Genomic DNA, 26,645 nt, shown 5'->3' with positions numbered 1-26,645 from the left:
GCAATTGAAAAAGACTGATGAGACAATCGATAAATTAACAAAATAGACTGGAGAAGATGGACGAGTGGCCAGCGTAAATATTGGAGAAACACTAAAAGAAGCAAGATTGCAGAAGAACATCTCAATTGATGAACTGCAACAAATGACAAAAATTCAAAAAAGATATTTAGAAATTATTGAACAAAACGATTTTGAGTCCTTACCAGGCACCTTTTATGTGCGGGCGTTTATCCGCCAATATGCAAGTGCGGTCGGCTTAGATGGCAATCAATTGGTAGATATCTATGATGGCAAAGAACCAGCAATTGTCGAAGAACCCAAGCCAGTGTATGAAGAGCTTGAAGGATCACGTAAGCAATTGCATGACGAAGAAAAGCAATCCAGTTGGTTACTGCGGAACTTACCAGCCATTGCCTTTTCGTTAATTGGTTTAGCCATTGCGGTCGTAGTGCTGTACATTATGTGGCAAGATCAAAAAGCCGAACCGATTATTCAAACACCGGCAACTAGTGCCAGTGTGGAAAAACCCAAAGAATCAAGTCAAGCCCCAGAAAGTAGCACACAAAGTAGTACACCGCCGTCTTCTTCAAGCGAACCAGAGAAGAAAACAGCTGTGGCTGTGGTGAGCGATGCCAACAATCAAGTAACTGCAACGGTTAAAGATGCGAATAGTCCAATCAACATTACCTTTAAAGGGACTGAAGGCTCTTGCTGGATTGGCGTGATGGTCGATGGCAACTATACGTACCAACACACCCTGCAAGCAGGAGAGACCCAAACAACAGCTTTACCTGCGAATGCCGCCAATGCAACACTGATTCTAGGCGCCTCAAATAACGTCGCCATTCAAGTCGATGGCGCCGATTTAACACTGGAAAAAACGCCAGTTTTAATTCGTAAGGATGTTACATTAGGGATTACGTATCGTTAGAAATGGTGTAAGAAGAATCTGGATAAACTGTCAAACGGCAATTATTCCAGATTCTTTTCTTTTATAATTAACAGCGCTCTTTTTACAAACGTTTCTATGATAAAGTATAATTAACAGCGAATAGTTAAAAAAGACGACAATAATAATTCAAGAGAGAAGGGGTTATCAATGCTTAAAATAGTTAATAAAAAATTTAATCTTATCACCATATTTTCAATCGCTCTGTTGGTCATGGGCTTCTTGATTGTTGGCTTACAACTGTATTTCTACTTTATCTATGGTTCTAAATTTTTAGACAGTATCACATTGATTGGAATGATTAATTTAGGTTTAGGCTATTACCAGCTCTTTCTAAAAAAAGGCAAGAATATTTCTGAATAAACGGTCAAACGGCAATTATTCCAGATTCTTTTCTTTTTTTCGTGACACTGCCAGCAAGATAACGTAAAATAGAACAGGAGAAGGAAGGGGCAATTGAAGTGAATTTACCAAATAAATTAACAGTTTTAAGAATATTTATGATTCCGATTTTTATTATTATTGTGTCGGTGCCGATGGACTGGGGAACGATTAGTTTTGGCGACACAACGTTAGCCGTTACCCAATTAGTGGGCGCGATTATTTTTGCAGTTGCTAGTTTTACAGACTGGTTGGATGGCAAAATTGCCCGTGCACAAGGCTTGGTGACGAACTTCGGAAAATTTGCGGACCCATTAGCGGACAAAATGCTAGTGATGACCGCTTTTATCGTCTTAGTTGGTCAAGGCAAAGTACCTGCTTGGATTGTAGCAATTATTGTTTGTCGTGAATTGGCAGTAACTGGTTTACGGTTGTTATTAGTCGAACATGGCGAAGTAATGGCAGCAGCTTGGCCAGGAAAAGTAAAAACAGCTACCCAAATGGTTGCAATTATTTTACTATTCATTAACAACATTCCATTTTCAGCACTTCATCTACCACTAGATCAAATCATGCTATATGCCTGCTTGATTTTCACCATTTACTCTGGTGTTGATTATTTTGCTAAGAATAAAGATGTTTTTAAAGGTTCGATGTAACCATATAAAAAAATTGCTTGATAAAAGCATAAATGAAAAAAGGTTCAAAGGTAAAATTGGTGAATCTTTTTTCTGTTCAGTGGGAATAGATATCTTGTTTGAATTTAGAGAACAATTGTTTGCTTTTATTTGACAAGAGGCTATGATTTAGCTATAATGTGGATGAAAGAAGTCAGAAATTCTTATGGCTCATATAGAATTTCTGGAGGTAAAACTCACCTGAAAGGGTACCAGATTATCTGGAGTGATGATAGAGCCAATCATCGAAAACTTACTTTCAGTGTCACGGTGCATGACACTCCAATGATACTTCTCAATTCATAGCTGACTGTTTCAAGTCGTTATGAACAAAGGATCTAGAGGCTGATACATTTAGTAGCCAGAGGGTTGATAAACTATCAGCATATTTATTTAAAGTACGAAGGCTTAGAAGGAGCCTAGGCGAAAGCTGAAAATAATGCACCCTCTTATGAGATATTTCAACAAACGTGCTTTTTGCACGTTTGTTTTTTTTTTATCAAAATGAAAACGTAGAGGAGGGATGGAATGGGTGAAGCTAAAGTAACTAAAACTTTCCGATTAACAGAATTAGTGGCAAGTGATTTAAGTTGTAAAGATTTATTTGATGAACTTATTGCCGTTTTAGAAATTTTAGATGTAGAAGTTGTTAATAAAAAAATAGTTTATTTCTATAAAAGAAACGTGAAAAGTAAACAAGAAAAATTAGAAGTTTGTTTTACTAGAGAGAGTATTCTGCACTTAATTGGGATAAGTTATTATGATATTAATGAAAGAGAAACCTCTAAGTCAAGAATGAAAAGTAAGTATGCTATTGAATTTTATAGAGACTTTAAAAGAAATAAATTGAACTTTTCAAAATGTTGGGTAGAAAGTACAAGAAAAGTAAAAGATAAGCTTCAGGTATTGAAATACATTAAAAGCATAAAGACAGATGTGGTCAGAATAGGCGCTGACGGACAATTAAGAACAATTCCTATGACGAACACAATCAGTACGCCTAAGATTGGTTTAGGGATTGGCTTATATCATGATCATCCAGAATTCTCAATTCCTCGTTCTTGTTTAAATCTTGCTCAGGATAAAGAAGCGAAACAACATACCTCGTTTCGTAACGCCTGTCGGTGTACAAAAATTTGGATATATGAAAGAACAGAACAGGGTACTTGGAAATTAGAAGATAGGCAAGAATTTTTTAAAAAAATACAGGCAGAAAAAAGTAAGAAAAAAGTAAGATTACGTCATTAACTTAGTTTGTAATTTGCTATATATCGTCAGCTAATGATGTCGTAGAATGAAAAAAGGGGTTCTCTTATACTAATTTTTGTAAAGAATTAAATTTATTTTCTATTACAAGTCCAGTATAGAACTTATTACTTACATAACAGTACTTTTAGAAAAAATCAGAAACAAAATTAAAGAGAGTAGCCCCTTTGAATTTAAAATTTAATAACGATACGTTAAGAAGTACTATCACTTTTTAATTGGACGAACATCACAATCTGAAATGATAAGAGTTGCGAAATTTGGGGGATTTCGTTTTAATGATTTGCATAAGAAGCATTAAAACATAAGCTTGGTTTCATTTCTAAAAAGCATACAAAAATTTGGAAAGTAACAATTTTTCTATAAATAAACTGCCAAGTAAATGTTTAGACAGGATATGTTGCTCAACTTTTACGTTTTAAAACACCAAACAACGTTCTGTTTCTTTGAACGATCATGTGAGAAAATGGGAAACGTGATTTACCTAAACCTTGAATAGTTAAGCAAGTTGAGTGGAGATGAAACGAAAAAAATTATGAATTATGAACATTTTTTTACTTATAAAGATATCATTATTAGTTTACTAATTTTCTTTGGATTGTTGTATGTAATAAGGCTGGAAAGCGTGACTAAATATTTTTCGTTAGTAATAGTCGCCATTGTTTGGTTTAATCCAATACTAGTTCAGCTATTTGACAAGCACACGATTACTGTATCGATAGTTGTTACTCAAATGGTTATGCACTTCCTCTTTATTCCTTTATTTTTATTAACGCTATTAATTATTTCAATAACGGAAAAAGAAGATAGGTTATTTTGCCTACCCATTATATTTTCAGTCTTTCTTGTCTGTTCGCAAGCAACTTGGCTGTATGAGTATAATCTACTTTTCAGAGTAGTCGATATCTGGATGATTCTAATGATACTGTTCGTAAGGATAAAAAATATAAATCCTGAGTAGTTGCACTGAGAAAGCAAAGGATTAAAACTTCAAAGGAAAAGCCTGGAACATCAATCATTTTGGATTTTTGTTCCAGGCTTAAAAATGATAAAGGGTGGGAGCAGAAGCAACTACTAACAAACAAGACTTTTCTTTACGACAAATAATGCGGATCGGTCTTAGTTGTGCTAATGTTATCACGGATTTTTTTCAAGGAATCGGCATTTTGATCAAAATTGTGATACATCGTATTTGTATATAAAATATCCATTACCGTTAAGTAACTAATCCGTGAAGCCAAGGATTCCGCACGAAACAAGCCTTCTTCGGTGACGACAATAATTGCTTCATCGGACAAGCCTGCCAACTCTGAACCGCTGTTACCGGTTAACGTAATCATTTTTGCGTTGGTTTTTTTTACTTGTCGTGCTAGGTTGATTGATTCTTTGGTTTTGCCTGAATGGGAAAAAATAAACACGCAATCTTCACTGGTTAATTTTGTGACAAAGCTTAACTGCATGTGGTAATCAAAAATGTAGTTGCATCGATAGTTGGTCCGAATGAATTTATGGAAACTATCAAAAGCCACAATCGAGGAGCCGCCTTGCCCAAAAAAGTGAAGTGTTTTGGCAGAGTACATCAAAGCCAACACGTTATCTAACAGCTCCTTTGTTAAGAACTGTGTGGCGTTACTGAGGGAATAAATATTGGCTTGTAAGACTTTTTTAGCAATGGTAATACTATCATCATCTGGTGAAATATCATCGGCGCCATTCACGCTATTGACGTTTTGAAAAGTCGGCTGATAATTAGAATTTCTGGCGATATCAATTTTAAATTCTTGGAACCCAGAATAGCCAATCTTTTTTACAAATTGATACACGGAAGATTGGGAGACGCCAATTTCGTTGGCCAGACTTTCTAACGTCATTTGTGTCAATAATGATTCAGAATGAACAAAGTAATCGGAAATTTTCTTTTCTGTGAGGCTCAAATTCGGTTTTTTGATCCGAATCCGTTGATCCAAATAGTGGTTTTTCATTAACACGTTCCTCCAATCTTATTTTTTTAAAATAAAATGAATGCCTTTTCATTGTTGGTATAGACTGATTATAGTGGAAAAAGAGGACAAATACAATTTCTCTTTTTCTCCACAAAAAAGAAATTCTTTAAAAAAAGCCAAAAAAAAATAAATAATCTTTTTTCTGAAAAATGAAGGGGTCTTGAAAAGACTTCTCTCAACTAAAGAAAGTAGCCAGTAAAAAGAACGTGATACCAAGAGATTTACTTGTGTTTTTTGTATGAAAGCTCCTTAAAAATAAAAACGTTTTACCTTTTGAGTAGGCAAGATTTTTGCTAAAAAATAAAAAATATTTTTTAATTAGTGTAATCGTTTACATTATTTTTTTTATCCTTTATGATTGAAGTATCAAAAGAGGCAGGTGAAAGAAAAATGGACATTGGCTTTATTGGACTTGGGAAAATGGGTTTGAACATGGCATTAAATGTTCACGAACAAGGCTGGCCCATTATTGGCTTTGATGTAACAAAGGAAGCAAGAGCGACTGCTAGAGAACAGGGTCTTTCCGTTGTAGATTCGTTGCCGGAATTATTGAAAGCGCTTAATAAAAGGAAGGTGATTTTTTTAAGTACCCCCGCTGGTCAGATTACCAATCAATTAGTGGCAGAATTGGTAGAGCAATTAGCACCAGAGGATATCATTGTGGATAGTGGCAATTCAAATTTTCATGATAGTGTCGCGAATGCTCAACTTGCCAAGGAAAAAGGAATTTATTTTATTGATTGTGGTACTTCTGGTGGCATCAAAGGAGCGCGGGAAGGAGCGTGTTTAATGGTTGGCGGTGCGCCTGAAGCTGTCAAAGTGTTAACCCCATTTTTTGAAGATTTAGCTTGTGAACAAGGGTATCTTTATGCTGGGAAATCAGGAGCTGGTCACTATTTGAAAATGGTGCATAACGGGATTGAGTACGTCATGATGCAAGCCATGGGCGAAGGATTCAATTTATTAGAAGCTGCCGAATATGATTTTGCGTTGGAGAAAGTAGCCGATGTGTGGAATCACGGCTCGATTATTGAAGCTCGCTTGATGGGCTTAGCGAAAGAGGTTTTTGCGGAAAATCCTACGTTAGCCAATCTAGAAGGGAAAGTTGCAGCAAATGGCGAAGCCAAATGGATGATTGAAGAAGCATTACGTTTGGAGATGCCCGTCCCAACTACGGCGTTGTCCTTATTTACTCGAAATGAAAGTATGCTAGCAAATCATTTTTCAAACAAAGTGGTCGCTTCTTTGAGACAAGGATTTGGCGGGCATGAAGTCGTAAAAAGTCAGTAAAGGAGTTTAGTCATGTTAAAAAAACAAAAAATTGCCATAGTGAATTCCAGTAGTTTTGGTCAAATTTTTCCTGAACACTTAACGCGCTTAGAAAAGATAGGCACCGTGAAGCATTTTACAGTCGACAGTGAAATTGGTGGCAAAGAGTTAGCGGAACGTTTACAAGGATATACGATTATTATTGCTAGCGTGACGCCATTTTTCACGAAAGAATTTTTTGAACATAAAGATGAATTATTGCTGATTTCTCGCCATGGTATTGGGTATAACAACATCGATTTAGACGCTGCAAAACAGCATGACACAATTGTTTCCATCATCCCAGCTTTAGTAGAACGAGATGCCGTGGCGGAAAACAATGTCACAAATTTACTAGCTGTTTTACGACAAACCGTGGCTGCAGATGCCAGCGTTAAAGCGGATCAATGGGAAAAACGAGCGAATTTTGTCGGTCGGACGTTATTTAACAAAACTGTGGGTGTCATTGGTGTTGGGAACACAGGAAGTTGTGTCGTGGAGACGTTACGAAACGGATTTCGCTGTGACGTGTTAGCATATGATCCCTATAAATCCGCCACTTATCTGCAAAGTTATGGAGCCAAAAAAGTAGACTTAGATACGTTGCTAGCTTCAGCAGACATCATTTGTTTATGTGCCAATTTAACTGAAGAAAGTTATCATATGATTGGCTCGGCGGAAATTGCCAAGATGAAAGACGGCGTCTATCTTTCCAATAGCGCACGAGGCGCCTTGATTGATGAAGAAGCCATGATTGCCGGCTTGCAATCGGGCAAAATTGCTGGGCTTGGGACAGATGTATTAGAAGAGGAACCAGGTCGGAAAAATCATCCTTATCTTGCGTTTGAAAATGTAGTAATGACGCCGCACACCTCCGCTTATACCATGGAATGCCTGCAAGCGATGGGAGAAAAATGCGTGCAAGATGTGGAAGACGTGGTGCAAGGTATTTTACCTCAACGGGCAGTGCAAGAAGTCAGTCGTTACGTTAGTTAAGAAGGAGGAGGAGCATGTTAACTGATTTAAAAGTGAAAGTTGGACCGCAATTTTATCGTTACCACGAAGGCGCCTTAGCTTCGGTGCCGTCACTTTTCAAGGAATATCACGCCCAACGAATTTTGGTGGTGCATGGCACCGTATCCTTTGAAAAAGCTCAGCCATTTTTACCATTCTTGGCAGATTCAGAGTATCAATTCTTCTATCACACTTACACAGGAGAATGTAGTTATTTTGGAGCCGAACAAATTTCACAGCAAATAAAGGAACACCAGATTGACTTTCTTCTGGGAGTCGGCGGCGGTAAGTTAGCCGATTTAGTGGGCTACAGCGCCCACTTAAACAATCTGAATTTTGGCTTGGTCCCCACTTTGGCTAGTAACTGTGCGCCGTGGACACCGTTAGCTGTGATGTATCAAGAAAACGGCGCGGCCGAAGGCAAAACGGAACATTTCTTTCGCCAAGCTGCGTTTTTAATCACCGATCCTAAGTTGCTTCTTGATGCGCCCCGTGATTATTTTGTCGCTGGTTTAGCTGATACGTTAGCGAAATGGTATGAATCAGAGACCATTTTACGCCAAGCCCATTTGCAAGGGGAACCCTTTTTACAATTAGCGGGAGCGACCGCCAAGCTTTCGCAAGAAGCGATTATGCGGGACTCAAAAGCAGCCTTAGCAGCGATGGACGAGGGCAAACTCACGCCTGAATTTGTCCATCTTTCAGAAATTGTTTTCGCTGTTTCCGGATTAGTCGGCGGCTTCGGTGACAAATACGCCCGCAATGCAGCAGCACACGCCATGCATGATGCTATGAGTAAATTTTTATCCAAAAGTCATGACTATTTACACGGCGAAAAAGTAGCTTACGGCATCTTCTATCAATTAGCATTGGAAAAAAGGTGGGCCATCATAGACGCATTAATCCCCTTTTATCAAGAGCTAAACTTGCCCATGTCGTTACGACAAATGGGCCTTTACCCAGAAGAAGCAGTACTCGATGCAATGGTTCAATTTATTGATTCAAAAGAAAAGGTTCATTTAATTCCTATTGAGATTTCGGAAGAACGTTTACGTCAAGGGATTGAAGAGCTAGAAAAGTATATCCAAAACCAAGGATAAGAAGGAGGAACTATGGAAACGTTAAGTGTTTTACAAAGTTTGATAATGGCGCTTTGGGTGGCAGCAATTATGTCCAGATGGCTTGGAGGAGGAGCAACGTTAACGTTGCGTTTCTCGCCCTTAATGACAGGGTTAGTAGCAGGTTTAGTGATGGGCGATGTCCCGAAAGCGATGATTGTCACCGCAGCATTACAAATGATTTACATGGGTGTTTTTTCACCAGGTGGCTCTATGCCAGCAGAACCATCAATTGCGGCAGCGATTGCTGTGCCAGTTGCGTTGCTAGGGAATTTGAAGCCGGAAGCGGCTATCGCCGTAGCGGTTCCTGTCGGTCTTTTAGGAAGTTATTTATATCAATTCCGTTTCTTTATTAACACGTTTTTAGGGAAGTATACCGATCGTGCGGTGGCTGAATTAAATTCTAAAAAAATTGCCCGCTCAATTATCTGGTATCCAACGATTGCCTCATTTATTTTATTCGTTCCATTAGTCTTTTTTGCTCTTTATTTAGGGGCACCAGTCATTGCCGATATTATTAAAGCATTAGAAGGAACCGTTGTGATTCACGTGTTAGAAGTAGTCGGTGGTGGTTTAGCCGCAATTGGGATTGCGACAACGGTCTATGTCATTGGTCGAAAAGATTTCTTGGTTTTCTTTTTCCTTGCATACTTCATGAGTATCGTCTTTAAGTCATTGGAAATTACCATGGTAACGTATGCCATCTTTGGCGTAATTATTGCGTTAATTTTTGTGCAAGTCCAAAAAGGCAAACCTGTAGCAGAAAGTGCTGGTTCCGCCAGTGCCACCACTGATTTTGATGATGATGACGATTACGATGACGGGTTTTAAAAGAAAAAGGAGGAACTGAAATGACGGAAACAACAGAAAAAGTCGTGCCGAAAACAACGAATTTAGCACCAGAAGAAATTACCAATAAAGATGTTACAAAAGCCTATCTCCGTTGGCATTTTGCCAATGAAATTCCCCATTCCTTTGAACGTTACTTGGCGCCTTCGTTATTGTACGCAATGATGCCGCTTTTAAAGAAATTATATAAAGACGATGAACAATTAAAAGCCGCTTATATGCGTCAACTGCTGTTTTTCAATACGCAATTAAGTTGGGGCGGCGGGGTCATTACTGGGTTGATGGCTTCTATGGAACAAGAGCGGGCCAAAGAAGAACATGAAGGCCGCGAAATCATGATGCAAGATGATTTAATGTATAACACCAAAGCTGGATTGATGGGCGCGTTAGCTGGGATTGGTGATGCGATTGACTCAGGTACGGTTCAATATATTTTTATTGCGATTGCGGTGCCGTGGGCGCAACAAGGTAGCGCATTAGGTGCGATTTTCCCCTTTGTCGCGTTTGCCCTTTATCAAGTACTGTTAGGCGTGTTTTTTGCGAGACAATCCTTTAAAATGGGGCGGAATGCCACAGGCTTAATGCAAAGTGCGGGGATTCAAAAAGCCATTGAAATGTTATCTGTTTTAGGGTTGTTCATGATGGGGATTTTAGCTGGTAATTATGTCAAAGTTTCTTCAACTCTTCAATTTAAACTTTCTGGCCGTGAGTTTGTGGTCCAAGATATCCTTGATCAGATTGTCCCAGGACTCTTACCGCTAGCTGTTGTAATGGGCGTGTATTGGTTCTATACGAAAAAAGGCTTGAAAGTTACGCAAGCATTATTGTGGTTAACAGGTATTTTAATTGTCTTAGCAACAGTCGGTATTTTATAAAAAGAAAAGGACGTGAATCAGATGGGCGTAGTAAATTTAGCAAGAGTAGATGAACGATTAATTCATGGACAAGTGATGGTGACCTTGTCCCAAAAAAGTGGCGTTAATTCCATTTTCGTTGTCGATGAAGTGGTGGCAAAGGATAAATTTATGCGTGATTTATACAAAAGTGCAGGCAGTCGGACAGGACAAAAAACCATTGTCATTACGCCGGAAAAAGCCAAATTTTATTGGGATGAATACCAATTCAAAGAGTACAACTGTATTTTAATCGCTAAAACCGTCTCTGTAATTTATGACTTAGTAAAACACGGAGTCCCTATGAAGGAGTTAAACATCGGCGGTATTGCACAGAAGAATCCAGAAAAAGATTTATTAGTAACCAAATCTGTTTATTTAAACAAAGAAGATGCTGAAAAATTAAAAGAACTACATGAGGTGTATGGCGTAGAAGATATTTATTTCCAAGCAACGCCTTCTGCACCAAAAACTAGTTTAAAAGAGGTTTTAGGCAAATTTAATTTATAAAAAGGCCAGTCGCTTGAGTCATTGCATGACTGTTTGAAGTAATGACTCAAGCCACTGAATTGAAGGAGGAACTTTTATGTTAGGGATTGTGATTGCTACACACGGTGCACTAAGTGACGGTGCGAAAGACGCAGCTACCGTGATTATGGGCGCAACCGAAAATATCGAAACTGTTAATCTAAATAGTGGAGACGATGTCCAAGCACTAGGCGGACAAATTAAAACAGCGATTGAGAACGTCCAACAAGGGGATGGCGTGTTGGTCATGGTTGACTTATTAAGTGCGAGTCCTTACAATCAGGCAGTTTTAGTGATTAACGAACTCGAACCAGCACTACAAAAGAAAATCTTTGTGGTGAGTGGTACCAACCTACCAATGGTCTTAGAAGCGATAAACCATCAATTATTGGGCACACCGATTGCTGAAGCGGCGCAAGCGATTGTTGCGCAAGGCAAAGAAAGTGTGCAAGCATGGGATATTTCTATGACTTCCTTTGAGGACGAAGAGGATGAGGACGATGATTTTTAAGAATGTAGTAAAGGGTGAAAGCAATGAAATGGGGATTTAGATGGTACGGAGCGGCAGGCGATGCCATTCCGTTAAAACATATTCGACAGATTCCAGGAATTACTGGCGTTGTCGGTACCTTGTTAAATAAACTACCAGGTGATGTTTGGACAGTAGCCGAAATTCAGGCACTTAAACAATCGGTGGAACAAGAAGGATTAGCACTTTTAGGAATTGAAAGTGTCGCTATTCATGACGCCATTAAAGCGGGGACGGATCAACGAGACCACTATATTGATAATTATCGCCAGACGTTGCGTAACTTGGGGAAATGCGGAATTTCCTTAGTGTGCTATAGTTTCAAGCCTATTTTTGGTTGGGCTAAAACGGACTTGGCGTATGAGAATGAAGATGGCAGCTTATCGTTGTTATTTGATCAAGCTGTGGTAGAGAACATGCAGCCAGAAGACATGTATCAATTAATTCACAGTCAGTCAAAAGGATTCCGGTTACCAGGTTGGGAAGAGGAGCGTTTGCAACAATTTCAAGAATTGAAAGCCATGTATGCCGGCGTAACGGAAGAAGATTTGGTCGAAAATTTGCGCTACTTTTTAGAACGTGTGATTCCTGTCTGTGAAGAAGAAAATATCAAAATGGGGATTCACCCTGATGATCCACCTTGGGAAATTTTTGGTTTGCCAAGAATCACTAAAAATTTAGCAGATTTAAAACGGATCCTTTCCTTAGTGGACTCACCAGCAAATGGGATTACATTTTGTACAGGTTCCCTCGGTGCGGACCCGACGAATGATTTGCCTACTATGATTCGTGAAATAGGTCACAGAATTAATTTTGTTCATTTCCGCAATGTGAAGTATTTAGGCGAGCATCGTTTTGAAGAAACGGCGCATCCGAGTGTCGCTGGTTCGTTAGATATGGCGGAATTAATGCAAGCACTGGTAGACGTAGGGTATGAAGGCGTTATTCGCCCTGACCATGGGCGGGCAATTTGGGATGAAAAAGCGATGCCTGGTTATGGTTTATATGATCGAGCAATGGGGTTGACCTATATTCAAGGACTGTACGAAGCAACCAAAGCCAAACAAAATAGGAAGTGACAGAATGGAAACAAAAGTTGAAAAAAATCAACTGTATCAACAATTAGCGACATGCAAACTTTTACCACTATACACTGCAACAGATTTACGCTATTTGCCACAAGTAGAATCAGTCTTAGTAGAAAACGAATTACCGTTTATTGAAGTCACTTTTCGGAGTCAGCTGGCCTTGCCTGCCATCAAACAACTTGCTGCTTCAGGGAATTTAATTGTGGGTGCAGGAACTGTTAGAACCTTGAAAGAAGCCCAAGAGGCAGTAGCGAACGGTGCACAGTTCATTGTTTCACCAGCGATTGTTCCAGAAGTCATTGATTTTTGTCTGGCAAATGAGGTGCCTATTTTTCCAGGAACAGCTACGCCTGGGGAGATTCAGCGAGCGCTGGCGTATGGCTTACGAGTGGTTAAATTTTTCCCAGCCGATATTTATGGCGGGTTAAAAGCCATTAAAAGTTTAAGCGGTCCGTTTTATGATGTTCAATTTTTACCAACTGGTGGGATTGATGAAACAAACTTTATAGAGTATGTGGAAGCAAAAGAAGTATTAGCAGTGGGCGGCTCCTTTATTTTATCAGAAAAGATGCTTCAAGAAGATGAAGCTTCGGCACGCCAGCATGTTCAATCTTTACTCACGAAAATCAAAGAACGACAAGCAAAATAAAAAGATGGGCTAAGTTTTGTTACTTAGTCCTCTTTTTTTTGTCCAAATGTTACTGACATTATTTTAGTTTTCATTTTGTAAAAATAGTATAGGAGAAAAGCAATCAGTTATGTATAATTAGTGAAAGAAGGTTGCGTGAAGTAAAAATAAAAAGGAGAGCAAAGGATGTTAAAAAATGTAGAAGTGTTCTGGCAAAACTTTTTAGATAAACATGAATTAGATATGTTGATGCCCGATGTGTGGATGTTTGGTGATGGCTCTTCTGAGATGGGTAATCGTTTGGGTCAATTGGTTGTTTCTGGTCGTAAGACAGCGACATGTTCTTCTTTAGATATTTATAAAATGGAAGAAGAACAACTCCCTAAAGCTGGTCAATACGACATAATTTTAGATGGTCAGTCTCAACCTCTGGCTATTATTCGAACAACCAAAGTTGAAATTATGCCCATGAATAAGGTCTCAGAATCTTTTGCGCAAGCGGAAGGTGAAGGAGATTTGACGTTGGATTATTGGTATGAAGAGCATGCGCGGTTCTTTAAAGAAGAACTGTCCCCCTATCAGTTACAATTTTATCCCGACATGTTATTAGTTTGCCAAAGTTTTGAAGTGGTGGATCTTTATACAGAAAAAGAATAGACAGAGAAGCGGTGACTGACACGATTGAAACGAGCAGTTGTCGCTTTTTTTTACTGATTTTTTGAAAAAGTTGCGTATGTTTATATAGACAGGGTGATAGAAAAAAGATGTGTATTTTAAGTGTCGAGGAAAAGATGGTACAATAACCTAAGGAATACTAACAAGGAGTGAATGTTATGAAAGAAGAATTTTCATATGAAATTTTAGAAGAAGTCGCTGTGTTATCTGAGAATGCTCGTGGCTGGCGTAAAGAATTGAATTTAATTAGTTGGAATGGTCGTCCACCAAAATTTGATTTGCGTGAGTGGGCCCCTGATCACGAAAAAATGGGTAAAGGCATCACCTTAACCAACGAAGAATTTGCTGAATTAAGCAAAACAATTAAATCCATGTAAAAGGAGCACCCTGTCAATGAAAAGTATGACTGGATTTGGAAAAAAGACCATTCAAAATGAAAATTATCAATTGGATATCGAAGTCAAAAGTGTCAACCAGCGGTTTTTAGATATTCAGTTGCGTATGCCAAAGGAACTGAATGCCTATGAACTGGTGATTCGGCAAGTAATCAAACGCACGTTAAAACGTGGGCGTGTGGAAGTCTATGTAAATCTCCAAAAAATCGGCAACAATCAAAAAGAAGTGCGCGTGCAGTGGGACTTAATTGATCAATTATTAACTTCGGTAGATCAACATTTAAAGGAAAACTATCCGGAAGCAACGTTTGATGCAGGGAGCACGGTCAACCATTTATTAAAGCAAAATGATTTTGTCGAAATAGTGGAAGCAGAAATTGCTGATCAGACATTTGAACCATTTCTTGTTCAAGCATTTGAAGCAGCCATCGCTAGTCTTGACCAAAGCCGTGTGCAAGAAGGAACGCAAATTAAACAAGTCCTGCTTGACTATGTAGCAGTGTTGACCCAATCAATTCAAGAGCTGCAAGCGTTTGTGGGTGTTTTTGAACAAGAATACCGTCAACGTTTTGAAGCGAAATTAAACGAATGGTTAGGGAGCCAAGTGGATGAAACACGCTTATTAACAGAAATGGCCATTTTATTGGAAAAAGGCGATATTCATGAAGAATTGGATCGTTTGGATATCCATATTGATAAGTTGCATCAGTTGCTTGACGAAACAGAACCAGTGGGCCGAGAACTAGATTTCTTAATTCAAGAAATGAACCGTGAAGTCAATACGATTGGTTCGAAATCAAGTCCAATTGAAATAAAAAATAGTGTCGTTCAAATGAAAACAACCTTAGAAAAGATTCGGGAACAAATTCAAAATGTCGAATAGAGAAAATGGTTTCGTGTTTTTCCAGAAAACGCTATAATATAGAAGTAACGAATAAATGACAGAGGTGAAAGCAATGACTAAATTTTATGATGTAACCTTTCAAGAATTAAGTGGTCGTTCTGTGGTAAAAACAGAAGTCGCTTCAGACAGAGAACCATTTGACGTCTGGCAAGATGCTTGTGCAAGCTATTCTGAAACAGAGTTAAATATCCAAATTAACGAAGACACGTTTGTTACTTTGAATCGTCACTTTGTTGTGCGCATTGACGTGAAAGAAGTTGACGGCCCTGTCGACAAACAAGTTCGTCGTCGCGATGAATTGATGAACGTGGTCAATACGCTTTCTAATATGGGCTTATAAAAAATACCACCAAGCATTTCACGCTTGGTGGTATTTTTTTAATTAGAATAAAAGAAACAAGCCAACGGCGCATAGGAAAGAAAGAACTGCGGCACTTAAAAAGATTGTCCGCATGGATGCAGTTTTACTGCTTTCTTTGCCGTGTTTTTTCTGACGTTCTAAACGTTTTTGAAGCTGACGGGTAATTACTGAGAAAATCAGCCCGAAAAGGACTAAAACACTTGTGGCAATCGATTTGGGAATAAAATGATTCGGTTCTGCAACGGTGGTATCCCCAGAATGTTCGTTTGATTCTTCCGCAGCTTCAGCTGTTGTTTGTTTTGGCTTAACTTCTTGGTAAGCCACTTTAGGCGCTTGAACAGTACTATTTAACAATGTCAAAGGCGTGTCGACTTGCACCTGCCCTGCTACTAATTTAAAAGTAGGCTGACTGCCTTTGGGAATGACACCGTATAAATCGTTAGCCAAAGTGACTTTTTTATGATCAATGGTTTGTGGCCCTTTGTCTAAAAGTTTTTTGCGTTCGTATGTCGTATAGGCATAGTCCAGCAAAGCATTCCCAGCCACATGCCGTTCGTATTCACCATCTTGGTTTTGCCAATTACCAACGCCTAAAATGACTTCAATTAAACGGAAATCTCCTTGTTTGACAGTCGCAATATAGTTAAAGCCGCCTGTTGGACTAGAGCCTGTTTTTAAACCATCCACGCCTTGATAACCATACTTAGCGCCTGGTAAAGAATAATTGTACGCTTCAAACGTTTCCTCGTAAGGCGTGCCGACCATTGTTTTCACCACTGGTTTATTGGTGATTTCTAAAATTTCTGGATAATTTTTCAGAAAATGATAGGTTAGTGAAGCTAAATCTCTAGCTGTAGAGACGTTATCGCCATTTGGGTCAATTCCTTGCATTTGATACAGGCCGTTAAAGGCACTTGCTTGCGCTCCACTGCAGTTGTAATAGGTAGTATTTGTCATCCCTAATTCAGCCGCTTTTTGATTCATTAAATGAACAAAGTCAGTAGGCTGGTTCCCTGAAATTAAGTTTGCCAACATGAGAGTCGCCACATTAGAAGAGGGGACAGCAATCATTTTTAACAGTTCACGGACTGGATAAGCAACACCTAACGTAATTTTGTTATTACTAATGGCATATATTTTAGAAATATCGACATCTTTTTGCGTAGCAGTCACAGTCGTATCCATTGTAAATTTTCCTTGCTCCATTGCTTCAAAGGCCAAGTACATGGTCATCACTTTGGCAATACTGGCAGGATTCCACGCTAAATCTGGTTGCTGCGACCAGAGAATTTCTCCAGAATCAGCATCAACAACGATGGCTGCTTTGGGAATGCCATCCGCTTTCAGGGTCGTTCCCATTTTTTTAGCAATTGCGGTAATATCTTCTTCTGCGTGAGTCACAGTAGGTTGGGCAAAAAAGGCCCCACAACTGACAACTAAGCCTAGCAGAAACAATGTAAATGGTTTAATTCGTGCGATGTTTCTCAGTCCTTTCTTATTCACGTTTTTTCATCCTAAAGGAGTCATCACTTCATTTTACTTAAAAAATGGCTGCCTGTATAGGAATTCTAGGTAATTTGTTTAAAAAAAGAACAAGTTATGAAAGCCAAATTAAAGAAGAAATGTTATTTTTTCAGTGAATCTCCAAGAAAGTCTTGAAAATTGCAGAAAAAAAGTGCAAAATAGAACTAATACTGTGAAATTATGTTTTGAAAGGAAGTCGTTATGTCAGAGCGCGGGTTATTAATCGTATTGTCAGGTCCTTCAGGAGTGGGGAAAGGGACTGTAAGAAAGGCTATTTTCGACAGTGAAGAAAATGATTTTCAATATTCAATCTCAATGACCACTCGGAAACAGCGAGAAGGCGAAGTGGATGGAGTAGATTACTATTTCCGTTCAAGAGAAGAATTTGAAGCGATGATTGAAGCTGGAGAAATGTTGGAATATGCGGAATATGTTGGTAACTATTATGGGACACCATTAACGTATGTTAACCAGACGCTAGATGAAGGCAAAGACGTCTTTTTAGAAATCGAAGTCCAAGGGGCTAAACAAGTCAAAGACAAAGTGCCTGATGGCGTATTTATCTTTTTGACACCTCCCGATTTAGCGGAATTAAAATCAAGAATTATTGGCCGCGGAACAGACGAAATGTCTGTGATTGAAGAACGAATGGCTGTGGCCAGAGAAGAAATCGAAATGATGGCGCTGTATGATTATGCGGTAGTGAATGATGAAGTTCCTTTAGCCGTGCAACGAATTAAAGACATTATCGCGAGTGAGCACTTCCGTGTTGACCGTGTAATTGGAAAATATATTAAAATGTTAGAGGAGATGTAGCCTTATGATGTTAAAACCGTCAATTGACTCATTGTTAAAAGAAGTCCCTTCAAAATATTCTTTGGTTATTTTAGCAAGCAAACGTGCGCATGAATTAGATGAAGGTGTTCAACCAACCGTTGAATCCTTTGATTCTGTAAAAAGTGTGGGTCGTGCGTTAGAAGAAATCGAAGCAGGAACAGTGATCAGTGATCCAAATCCTGAAGAAAAACGCGAACGTCTACGCATTGAACGTGAAGAACGCAAACGCCAACGTGAACAAGAACAAAAAGAATTAGAAAACCGTTTACGTGACGAAAAAAATTAATTGAATGATTGTCAACGAATGGAGAAAGCCGTCTGTCTATTTCAGAGGCTTTCTCTTCGTTTATTCTGAAAGGTGCCAACGAGACACACAAGACAAATCAGTCAATCTTTAGTACAATAGGCAAAGAGAATTTACATAAAAAGGAGGACGCACCATGCAAAAAGTAGCCAAAGTTATTGTGGATGTACCAACGATGCAAACCGATCAACCATTCACTTATTTAGTTCCTGAAAATTTAAATGAGCAATTGGCTGTCGGCATGCGTGTAGAAGTGCCTTTTGGTAACGGTAATCGGCATGTTCAAGGGTTTGTTCTAGCCGTTGAACCAGTGGCTGCAACGGTTCTTGACGAAACCAATGTTCAGTTGAAAGAACTAGTGGCGGTGTTGGATTTAAAACCTGTTTTAAATACAGAAATGTTGGCTTTAGCTGATTATATGAAGGAAAAAACGTTTGCTTTTAAAATCACTTGTTTGCAAACCATGTTGCCTAGCGTAATGCGTGCCGATTACCAAAAATATATTTATTTAACGGATGAGCTTTCTGAAGAATTACAAGATCAGTTATTTTATGGTTTAGAGGAAATTTCGTGGGACCAAGCGCAAGAACGTGGGCTTTTGCCTCAACTAATGGCGTTGCGTAAACAGCAAAAAGTCGATATTCGCTACGAAGTTACGACGAGAAATAAAGTCAAAATGGTCCGCTTCATTCAAGCCGCTAAGGAATTTGAACAATTAGAGGAAATTCGTTTGGGTTTACGCAAGGGAGCTAAGAAGAAAGAGCAACTTCTTTACTATTTACAACGCTTAGGCACTGAAAAAGTCACCGCTGTGAAGGAAATGAAAGAATTAGGTTTCAGTACCGCGCTTTTAAATGAAGCGGCCAAAAACGGCTGGTTAACGTTCATTGAAAAAGAAGCGTATCGTGATCCGTTTGCTAATCAGACGTTTGAAAAAACGACTGCGTTATCTTTGAACGCAGAACAACAGGTGGCTGTGGAAACAATCTTACAATCGGTCCAAGAACAGCAAAGTCAAACCTATTTATTGGAAGGTATTACAGGAAGCGGGAAAACAGAAGTTTATCTACAGGTCATTGCAGAAGTTCTTAACCAAGGCAAAACAGCCATTATGCTTGTTCCTGAAATTTCTTTAACTCCACAAATGGTGCAACGCTTTAAAAGTCGCTTTGGCGAACATGTTGCTGTAATGCATAGTGGCTTATCGCAAGGTGAAAAATACGATGAGTGGCGGAAGATTGAACGAGGAGAAGCGGAAGTGGTGGTTGGCGCGCGTTCTGCCATTTTTGCGCCAATCGAAAACATCGGTGTGATCATTATTGATGAAGAACACGAGGCAAGTTATAAACAAGAAGAAACCCCCCGCTACCACGCGAGAGATTTAGCGATTTGGCGTTCGGAGTATCATCATTGCCCTGTTGTTTTAGGCAGTGCCACGCCATCCTTGGAATCACGCGCTCGTGCGCAAAAAAACGTTTATCAGCGGTTACGATTAACACAGCGTGCCAATCAAGCGGCAACCTTGCCCACGATTGATGTAGTGGATATGCGTCAAGAAGTAGAAAATGGCAATGTCTCTTCTTTTTCCATGTCGTTGCAAGAAAAACTCCAAGAACGCTTAGAGAAAAACGAACAAAGTGTTCTCCTGCTTAATCGCCGTGGCTATTCGTCATTTGTGATGTGTCGCGATTGTGGCTATGTGTTGCCGTGTCCGAATTGTGATATTTCCTTAACTTTGCATATGGATAGCAAAACAATGAAATGTCATTATTGTGGGCATGAAGAGCGGATTCCTTATCGCTGTCCTAACTGTGGCCAAGATAAAATTCGTTACTACGGAACAGGCACACAAAAAGTAGAAGAAGAATTACAAACGTTGTTACCAGACAGTCGTATTCTCCGAATGGATGTTGATACGACCCGTCGCAAAGGTGCGCATGAAAAGATTTTGCGAACATTTGGTGAAGGACAAGCGGATATCTTATTAGGCACACAAATGATTGCCAAAGGACTGGACTTTCCAAATGTGACGTTAGTCGGTGTCTTAAATGCTGATACCGCCTTGAATTTACCCGATTTTCGTTCCAGTGAACGGACCTTCCAATTATTGACACAGGTCAGCGGCCGCGCTGGTCGCGCTGAAAAACCGGGAGAAGTCATCATTCAATCTTTTAACCCCGAGCATTATGCGATACAATTGGCAAAAGCCCAAGATTATGAAGATTTTTATACAAGAGAAATGTATATTCGTCATCGTGGGAATTATCCGCCGTACTATTTTACGGTCCAAATTACGGCCAGCCATCCTGAAGAAAACGAAGCAGCGAAACAAATGTTTCAAATTGCGACGAAATTAAAACAAGGCTTATCGCCGCAAGCTATTTTGTTGGGACCAACGCCCAACGCAATTATGCGTGTCAATAATCGGTACTTTTATCAAGTGATTATCAAGTATAAACAAGAACCAATGCTTCAACCATTATTGAAAGAAATTTTAACCGATACACAACGAGCAACGGCTCGTGGTTTAAAACTTTCCATTGATGCAGAACCCATGAATTTTATTTAAAAAATACAGCTTTGAAAGGAGCACTTATGCGCTATCCAGTTGTGATTCACCCGAACGAACACTTAAAAATGAAGGCTCAACCTGTGACGATTATTACCGATGAAATTGTGCAGTTACTAGAGGACATGTATGAAACAATGCTGGCCCATGATGGGATTGGCTTAGCAGCCCCGCAAATTGGGAAAAATTTGCAAATGGCAGTGATTGAAATCGATGAAGAATCTGGTCGTTTTGAACTAATTAATCCTGTGATTATTGAAAAAAAAGGAACCAGTATTGATGTGGAAGGCTGTTTAAGTATTCCAGAAACATATGGAACCGTTGAACGAGCAGATGAAGTGACTGTCCGTTATTTTGACCGTGAAGGTGAAGAAATGGAAGTTACGGCTTACGGCTATTTAGCTCGAGCTTTTCAACACGAAATTGATCATTTGAATGGCGAGTTATTTATCGACAAAATGATTGAGAAAATTGCACCAGAAGATTTAGAAGCGTATATGGAGGAACATTTTGATGACTAAAATTGTATTTATGGGCACACCAGCCTTTTCTGTTCCGATTTTAGAAAGTTTAATCGAGGCAGGCTATGACGTTCAAGCGGTTGTCACGCAACCAGATCGACCAGTTGGCCGAAAAAAAGTGATTACCCCAACGCCTGTCAAAGAAGCAGCTTTAAAACATAACTTATTAGTCTTACAACCAGAGAAAATTTCAGGTTCTCCTGAAATGGAAAAAGTGATTGACTTAGCACCAGATTTAATTGTGACAGCAGCCTTTGGACAATTTTTACCAGAGAAAATTTTAAAAGCGCCCAAACTAGGTGCGATTAATGTCCATGCCTCACTTTTACCAAAATATCGTGGCGGCGCACCTGTACATTACTCGATTATTGAAGGAGAAAAAGAAACAGGCGTCACGATTATGGAAATGGTGAAAAAAATGGATGCTGGCGCGATTTTAGCGCAACGTGCAATTCCGATTACGAAACAAGACGATGTAGGCACCATGTTTGAAAAATTAAGCATTCTAGGAAAAGAACTTTTATTAGAGACGTTACCTAAGCTAATTGCTGGCGAAATCACGCCTATTCCACAAGTGGAAGAAGAGGCTACTTTTTCACCAAATATTACTCGAGAACAAGAACGAATTGACTGGCAAAAAACTGCTGAGGCAATTGATAACCAAGTGCGTGGTATGCGTCCTTGGCCAACAGCGTTCACAACCTATCAAGGGACCAACTGGAAAATTTGGGCAGTGACACCACTGACTGAAACAACAACCAGCGCCCCAGGAACGATTATCCAACGTAGTAAAAAAGCGCTATGGATTGCTTGTGGCGAAGGGACAGTTCTTCAAATTGATCGCCTGCAACCAGCAGGTAAAGGTCAATTAACGATTCAAGAATTTTTAAATGGCGTTGGTCAAAATGTCGCAGAAAAAGATAAGGTGGACTAACAAAAATGGCTGAAAAAATCCCCAAGAAATTAAAACGTTCTGTTCGATACGTTGCTTTAGAAACCATCGAACGTGTGGATAAAGGTGGGGCGTACTCCAATCTTTTACTTAATGAAATGATGACAAAATCAGAACTAAGCGAGAAAGATGGCCGCTTGTTTACAGAACTTGTCTACGGCACAATTAGTCGCAAATTATTGTTGGAATACTACTTAACACCATTTGTTAAGAAACCGCAAAAAGTCGATAATTGGGTGAAAAATTTATTGATTTTATCGTTATATCAATTACTTTATTTAGATAAAGTGCCCGATCATGCAGTCATTAATGAAGCGGTTGAAATTGGCAAACGTCGTGGCAATCCTGGGATTGGTAAATTCGTGAATGGCGTGCTGCGGGCGTTCCAACGAAATGGAGCACCTAGTTTGGCCGCAATTAGCGATCCAGTTGATCGTTTAGCCACGGAAATTAGCATGCCACGTTGGTTAACAGAAAAATTACTTGCCCAATTAGGCGAAGAAGAAACACGGCAGTTAGGTTTGTCATTATTTGAAAAAAGTCATGCGAGTGGCCGAGTAAACACACGGTTTATTTCACGAGAAGAAGCGCTGGAAGAATTACAAGAAACAGGGATTGCCGCGAAGGAAAGTCAACTTTCCCCTTATGGTGTTGTCGCTGAAAAAGGCTACTTAGCTGGCAGTGAACTGTTTATTAACGGTTGTTTAACCATTCAAGATGAAAGCTCTATGCTCGTGGCTCCAGCGATGCAAATTGAACCGCATCATCGTGTTTTGGATGCTTGTGCGGCTCCTGGTGGCAAAACGACTCATATCGCAACTTTTTTAGAGGCTGAAGCAGGTGGTCGTGTGACTTCTTTAGATATTCATGCGCACAAAATTAAGCTAATTAATGAAAATGCGCAACGCCTCCACGTGGCGGATGTCGTCCAAGCAGAAAAGCTTGATGCGCGACAAGTGGCCGAAGAATTTCCCGCAGAAACCTTTGATCGGATTTTAGTTGATGCACCATGTTCAGGCTTAGGGCTAATGCGCCGTAAACCAGACATTAAATATCATAAAACGGCCAATGATTTTCAAAATTTACCTAAAATTCAGTTAGAAATCTTAGAAAGTGTTGCCCCAACACTAAAACAATGGGGTATAATGGTCTATAGCACTTGTACTATTACGCCAGAAGAAAATCAGGAAGTAGTGGCAGCCTTTTTAGCCAAACACCCTGAATTTGAAAAAATTGAAATTGTTGCAAATGAAAACGTCCAAGCAGTAGTAAAAGAGCAAGAACTGGTTCTGTATCCCCATCAATACATGACAGATGGCTTCTTTATTTGCTGTATGCGGAAAGTTAGTTCAAATGAGGTGAAATAATTTGGAAATCAACGTTCAATCAGATGTCGGTCGCAAAAGAAATACGAACCAAGATTATGCCAACGTTTTTGAGAACCAGCAACACATAACCTTTGCTGTTTTAGCAGATGGCATGGGTGGCCACCAAGCAGGTGATGTCGCTAGCCAAATGGCAGTCAATAATTTAGGTGAGAGTTGGTCCAATGCGTCTGTCGACTCAGCTGAAAAATCTGCACAGTGGTTAATTCAAGCAATTCAAAAGGAAAATGAAAAAATTTATGAACGCGGACAATCGAAACCAGAGTATTTAGGAATGGGGACAACCGTGGTTGGTGCCATTCTTTTACCGGATTCATTTGTCTTAGCAAATGTGGGGGACAGTCGTGCTTATTTAGTTCGTGACCAACACATGTTACAATTAACAGAAGATCATTCCTTAGTGAATGAACTAGTAAAATCAGGGGAGATTACTCGTGAGATGGCTGCAAATCATCCACGAAAAAATGTCCTAACACGTTCTTTGGGAATGCCTGGTACTGTCGAAGTCGATGTAACCAATCATGAATGGCTGCCTAATGACTATTTATTGTTATGTTCGGACGGCTTAACCAATATGGTTCCTGAGACAAAAATTTTAGAAATTTTAGAGACGTCAGATCCCTTAGAATCCAAATTGAGCCAACTCGTTGCTCAAGCAAATGAAGCGGGTGGTTTAGATAACATTACCGTGTTAGTGATACACTTTGACGAACAGAAGGAGGAAAACCAATGATAGAAATCGGCAAGAAGCTGAATGGTCGATATCACATTATTGGCAGCATCGGAAGTGGCGGCATGGCCAACGTCTATTTAGCACACGATTTAATTTTAGACCGAGACGTTGCAGTAAAAGTCTTGCGCTTTGACTTCCAAAACGATCAAGCCGCCATCCGACGTTTTCAGCGTGAAGCACTAGCCGCAACTGAGCTGGTTCACCCGAATATCGTCAGTGTGTACGATGTAGGCGAAGAAGATGGACTACAGTATTTAGTCATGGAATATGTGAAAGGAATGGACTTAAAACGTTACATCCAAACGCATTTCCCAATTCCTTATTCCACAGTTGTGGACATTACGCAACAAATTTTATCTGCTGTCGCAATGGCACATGAACATAGAATTATTCACCGGGATTTAAAACCGCAAAACATTCTGATTGACGAACACGGCACAGTCAAAATTACTGACTTTGGGATTGCGATTGCCTTGTCAGAAACGTCAATTACGCAAACGAACACAATGTTAGGTTCGGTGCATTACTTATCGCCAGAACAAGCGCGCGGAAGCATGGCGACCAACCAATCAGATATTTACGCTGTGGGAATTATTCTCTATGAAATGCTAACGGGGAATGTACCGTTTGATGGTGAATCAGCCGTAACGATTGCCTTAAAACATTTTCAAGAAGAAATTCCTTCTGTCAAAATGTTTGATCCAGGGATTCCTCAATCATTGGAAAATGTGGTTCGTCACGCAACCGCAAAAGACCCAAGCGATCGCTACAAAACAGCGAATGAGATGGCAGAAGACTTATACACGTCCTTGTCAGCCAGTCGTTTAAACGAACCTGCGTGGGAACCAACGGCTTTATTAGGAGAAACGAAAGTATTAACTCCGATTCCCGAAGACATCGCTGAACCGGAAGAGACAACGCCTGTCGAAGTTCCAGAAGATATCGCAGATGACATTTTAGCTGAACAACCACCGAAGAAAAACCGCAAAAAATTGTGGATTGGCTTAGCAATTGCGGCATTAATTGCTTTAGCAATAGGTGGCTTAGCCTTTGCAATGTCGGGCGGTAAAGACGTTGAAGTTCCTGATGTTACAAATGAAACGAAAGCGGCCGCTTCACAAGCGCTACAAAGTGCCGGGCTGAAAGTCGATAGTGAAACCAAAAAAATTCCCGACGATAAGATTGAAGAAGGCAAGGTGGTCAAAACAGACCCCGAAGCAAAATCATCTGTGAAAAAAGGCCGATCTGTTACTTTATATATCAGCTCTGGAACAGAAAAAATTGAGATGGCCGATTATACAAAGGAATCGTATGAATCTGCTGTCGAAGCCTTGAAAAAACTAGGGTTTTCAGAAGACCAAATTACAACGAAAAAAGAATACAGTGATTCTGTGTCTACAGATAACATTATTAAACAAAAACCAGCTGCAGGTAAAAAAGTTGATCCGAAAAAAGACAACGTCACTTTAACGGTCAGTGAAGGACCAGAAGCGGTTACTTTGCCTAGTTACGCCGGTTATTCTTACACAAATGCAGTAAATGCACTGGCACAATTAGGTATTTCTGAATCTCAAATTACGCGTGTCGACCAAGCAAGCGATACGGTAGAACCAGGTTTAGTCATTACGCAAGACCCCGCACCAGGGGGCACCGTAGTACCTAAAAATGGTCAAGTGACATTATATGTAAGTAAAGGTAGCGACAAAGTGACACTTTCTGATTATAGCGGAATTTCTTATGATAATGCGGTAAGTCGCTTAATTGCTTTAGGTATCCCAGAATCTCAAATTAAACGAGTGGACGAAGAAAGCGACAAAGTTGAAAAAGATACCGTGATTAGTCAAGAACCAGCTTCTGGTACCGCTGTTGATCCGAAAAATGACACGATTACTTTACATGTCAGCAAAGGCAGCGACTCAGTAACTGTTCCCGATATTTCAGGTTATTCGCCAAAAGCTGCAGAAGACAGCATCAATAACGCTGGCCTTAAAATCAATGAACAAGGATTATCTGGCTCTGGCGATGGCCAAGTCGTTGAACGAACTAGCCCATCCGCTGGCAGCAAAGTCAAAAAAGGCGACGCTGTTACGGTTTATTATTCAAAAGCAAATGATTCAAAAAGCACCACTAGTGAAAGTAGTACGAGTAATTAAGACAAGAGGTTGGGACAGGAGCGTTTAGCTTCAAGAACCAAGTAGGTACTGTTTAACATTTATTTGCTTTTCAAATAGTGTTTCTCAGCAATAAGAAGAAG

Annotated in this window: 27 protein-coding genes; 25 read left to right on the top strand and 2 right to left on the bottom strand. The window is 39.7% G+C overall.

The genetic code is table 11. The features are described from left to right. Positions 1 to 64 precede the first annotated feature (64 nt). The 4 genes from IGL32_RS12275 to IGL32_RS12260 all read left to right on the top strand — a co-directional run bounded on the left by IGL32_RS12275 (position 65) and on the right by IGL32_RS12260 (position 3,255). A complete protein-coding gene (locus IGL32_RS12275; RefSeq protein WP_002359020.1) occupies positions 65 to 931 on the top strand; it encodes a RodZ domain-containing protein in 867 nt (288 codons plus the stop codon). A gap of 168 nt (positions 932 to 1,099) precedes the next feature. Continuing rightward, on the top strand, positions 1,100 to 1,312 hold the full coding sequence (locus IGL32_RS12270; protein ID WP_002359021.1) for a hypothetical protein: 213 nt from the start codon (positions 1,100 to 1,102) through the stop codon (positions 1,310 to 1,312). A 98-nt stretch (positions 1,313 to 1,410) separates the two neighbouring features. After that, positions 1,411 to 1,989, top strand: a complete 579-nt coding sequence (gene pgsA, locus IGL32_RS12265; RefSeq protein WP_002365382.1) for a CDP-diacylglycerol--glycerol-3-phosphate 3-phosphatidyltransferase — start codon at positions 1,411 to 1,413, stop codon at positions 1,987 to 1,989. A 546-nt stretch (positions 1,990 to 2,535) separates the two neighbouring features. Next, positions 2,536 to 3,255 carry a PBECR4 domain-containing protein gene (locus tag IGL32_RS12260; protein WP_156210184.1) on the top strand — a complete coding sequence of 240 codons (720 nt, stop codon included), beginning with the start codon at positions 2,536 to 2,538 and terminating at the stop codon, positions 3,253 to 3,255. Between the two features lie 1,112 nt (positions 3,256 to 4,367). Here IGL32_RS12260 and IGL32_RS12255 read toward each other — a convergent pair. After that, positions 4,368 to 5,255 carry a MurR/RpiR family transcriptional regulator gene (locus IGL32_RS12255; protein WP_002383224.1) on the bottom strand — a complete coding sequence of 296 codons (888 nt, stop codon included), beginning with the start codon at positions 5,253 to 5,255 and terminating at the stop codon, positions 4,368 to 4,370. Between the two features lie 375 nt (positions 5,256 to 5,630). Between IGL32_RS12255 and gnd the strand changes: the two genes are divergently transcribed. The 13 genes from gnd to IGL32_RS12190 all read left to right on the top strand — a co-directional run bounded on the left by gnd (position 5,631) and on the right by IGL32_RS12190 (position 15,545). Then, positions 5,631 to 6,566: a phosphogluconate dehydrogenase (NAD(+)-dependent, decarboxylating) gene (gene gnd, locus IGL32_RS12250; protein WP_002378979.1), complete on the top strand. Its 936-nt coding sequence runs from the start codon at positions 5,631 to 5,633 to the stop codon at positions 6,564 to 6,566. A 12-nt stretch (positions 6,567 to 6,578) separates the two neighbouring features. Beyond that, a complete protein-coding gene (locus IGL32_RS12245) occupies positions 6,579 to 7,580 on the top strand; it encodes a D-isomer specific 2-hydroxyacid dehydrogenase family protein (RefSeq protein WP_002375530.1) in 1,002 nt (333 codons plus the stop codon). A 14-nt stretch (positions 7,581 to 7,594) separates the two neighbouring features. Next, complete coding sequence (locus IGL32_RS12240; protein WP_156210185.1) at positions 7,595 to 8,698, top strand: iron-containing alcohol dehydrogenase family protein; 1,104 nt, start codon at positions 7,595 to 7,597, stop codon at positions 8,696 to 8,698. A gap of 12 nt (positions 8,699 to 8,710) precedes the next feature. After that, positions 8,711 to 9,547 carry a PTS mannose/fructose/sorbose/N-acetylgalactosamine transporter subunit IIC gene (locus tag IGL32_RS12235; RefSeq protein WP_002354902.1) on the top strand — a complete coding sequence of 279 codons (837 nt, stop codon included), beginning with the start codon at positions 8,711 to 8,713 and terminating at the stop codon, positions 9,545 to 9,547. A gap of 20 nt (positions 9,548 to 9,567) precedes the next feature. Next, positions 9,568 to 10,440 (top strand): PTS system mannose/fructose/sorbose family transporter subunit IID, encoded by an 873-nt coding sequence (locus IGL32_RS12230; protein ID WP_002354903.1) that lies wholly within the window; start codon positions 9,568 to 9,570, stop codon positions 10,438 to 10,440. A gap of 21 nt (positions 10,441 to 10,461) precedes the next feature. Then, positions 10,462 to 10,968 (top strand): PTS system mannose/fructose/N-acetylgalactosamine-transporter subunit IIB, encoded by a 507-nt coding sequence (locus tag IGL32_RS12225; protein WP_002354904.1) that lies wholly within the window; start codon positions 10,462 to 10,464, stop codon positions 10,966 to 10,968. A gap of 76 nt (positions 10,969 to 11,044) precedes the next feature. Continuing rightward, a complete protein-coding gene (locus tag IGL32_RS12220) occupies positions 11,045 to 11,497 on the top strand; it encodes a PTS sugar transporter subunit IIA (RefSeq protein ID WP_002354905.1) in 453 nt (150 codons plus the stop codon). Between the two features lie 23 nt (positions 11,498 to 11,520). Next, entirely contained in the window at positions 11,521 to 12,594 is a 1,074-nt protein-coding gene (gene uxuA, locus IGL32_RS12215; protein WP_002388613.1) for a mannonate dehydratase, read from the top strand. Positions 12,595 to 12,598: 4 nt separating this feature from the next. Next, the gene (locus tag IGL32_RS12210; protein WP_002354907.1) at positions 12,599 to 13,252 is read left to right on the top strand and encodes a bifunctional 4-hydroxy-2-oxoglutarate aldolase/2-dehydro-3-deoxy-phosphogluconate aldolase; all 654 of its coding nucleotides are present in this window, start codon (positions 12,599 to 12,601) and stop codon (positions 13,250 to 13,252) included. Between the two features lie 165 nt (positions 13,253 to 13,417). Next, on the top strand, positions 13,418 to 13,888 hold the full coding sequence (locus IGL32_RS12205; protein WP_010713713.1) for an ASCH domain-containing protein: 471 nt from the start codon (positions 13,418 to 13,420) through the stop codon (positions 13,886 to 13,888). Positions 13,889 to 14,064: 176 nt separating this feature from the next. Beyond that, positions 14,065 to 14,283 (top strand): YdbC family protein, encoded by a 219-nt coding sequence (locus IGL32_RS12200; RefSeq protein WP_002381076.1) that lies wholly within the window; start codon positions 14,065 to 14,067, stop codon positions 14,281 to 14,283. Between the two features lie 16 nt (positions 14,284 to 14,299). Continuing rightward, entirely contained in the window at positions 14,300 to 15,184 is an 885-nt protein-coding gene (locus IGL32_RS12195; RefSeq protein ID WP_010707001.1) for a YicC/YloC family endoribonuclease, read from the top strand. A 55-nt stretch (positions 15,185 to 15,239) separates the two neighbouring features. Further along, a complete protein-coding gene (locus IGL32_RS12190) occupies positions 15,240 to 15,545 on the top strand; it encodes a hypothetical protein (RefSeq protein ID WP_002383233.1) in 306 nt (101 codons plus the stop codon). Positions 15,546 to 15,587: 42 nt separating this feature from the next. Here the strand turns inward: IGL32_RS12190 and IGL32_RS12185 are convergent, their stop codons facing one another. Beyond that, complete coding sequence (locus tag IGL32_RS12185) at positions 15,588 to 17,069, bottom strand: DUF1958 domain-containing protein (RefSeq protein ID WP_002403258.1); 1,482 nt, start codon at positions 17,067 to 17,069, stop codon at positions 15,588 to 15,590. A gap of 222 nt (positions 17,070 to 17,291) precedes the next feature. Here IGL32_RS12185 and gmk point away from each other — a divergent pair, with 222 nt between their 5' ends. From gmk to ireK, 8 genes are all read left to right on the top strand, one after another. After that, positions 17,292 to 17,906 carry a guanylate kinase gene (gmk, locus tag IGL32_RS12180; protein WP_002354915.1) on the top strand — a complete coding sequence of 205 codons (615 nt, stop codon included), beginning with the start codon at positions 17,292 to 17,294 and terminating at the stop codon, positions 17,904 to 17,906. 4 nt (positions 17,907 to 17,910) lie between these two features. Next, positions 17,911 to 18,213, top strand: a complete 303-nt coding sequence (gene rpoZ / locus IGL32_RS12175; protein WP_002354916.1) for a DNA-directed RNA polymerase subunit omega — start codon at positions 17,911 to 17,913, stop codon at positions 18,211 to 18,213. Positions 18,214 to 18,367: 154 nt separating this feature from the next. After that, on the top strand, positions 18,368 to 20,800 hold the full coding sequence (priA, locus tag IGL32_RS12170) for a primosomal protein N' (protein WP_430600048.1): 2,433 nt from the start codon (positions 18,368 to 18,370) through the stop codon (positions 20,798 to 20,800). A gap of 26 nt (positions 20,801 to 20,826) precedes the next feature. After that, complete coding sequence (gene def / locus IGL32_RS12165) at positions 20,827 to 21,321, top strand: peptide deformylase (protein WP_002371656.1); 495 nt, start codon at positions 20,827 to 20,829, stop codon at positions 21,319 to 21,321. Beyond that, positions 21,314 to 22,255, top strand: a complete 942-nt coding sequence (gene fmt, locus IGL32_RS12160) for a methionyl-tRNA formyltransferase (RefSeq protein ID WP_002368448.1) — start codon at positions 21,314 to 21,316, stop codon at positions 22,253 to 22,255. Before def ends, fmt begins: the two co-directional genes overlap by 8 nt. Before the next feature lie 5 nt (positions 22,256 to 22,260). Next, the gene (rsmB, locus tag IGL32_RS12155) at positions 22,261 to 23,640 is read left to right on the top strand and encodes a 16S rRNA (cytosine(967)-C(5))-methyltransferase RsmB (RefSeq protein ID WP_002354921.1); all 1,380 of its coding nucleotides are present in this window, start codon (positions 22,261 to 22,263) and stop codon (positions 23,638 to 23,640) included. A gap of 1 nt (position 23,641) precedes the next feature. Continuing rightward, complete coding sequence (locus tag IGL32_RS12150) at positions 23,642 to 24,391, top strand: Stp1/IreP family PP2C-type Ser/Thr phosphatase (protein ID WP_002354922.1); 750 nt, start codon at positions 23,642 to 23,644, stop codon at positions 24,389 to 24,391. Further along, positions 24,388 to 26,544, top strand: coding sequence for a serine/threonine protein kinase IreK (ireK, locus tag IGL32_RS12145; protein WP_010824012.1), 2,157 nt, complete (start codon positions 24,388 to 24,390; stop codon positions 26,542 to 26,544). Before IGL32_RS12150 ends, ireK begins: the two co-directional genes overlap by 4 nt. Positions 26,545 to 26,645: the final 101 nt, after the last annotated feature.

The sequence above is a fragment of the Enterococcus sp. AZ035 genome (genome assembly GCF_050548325.1).
GTDB classification, from domain to species: Bacteria; Bacillota; Bacilli; order Lactobacillales; family Enterococcaceae; genus Enterococcus; species Enterococcus faecalis.
This window is presented reverse-complemented; position numbering and strand designations above follow the sequence as displayed.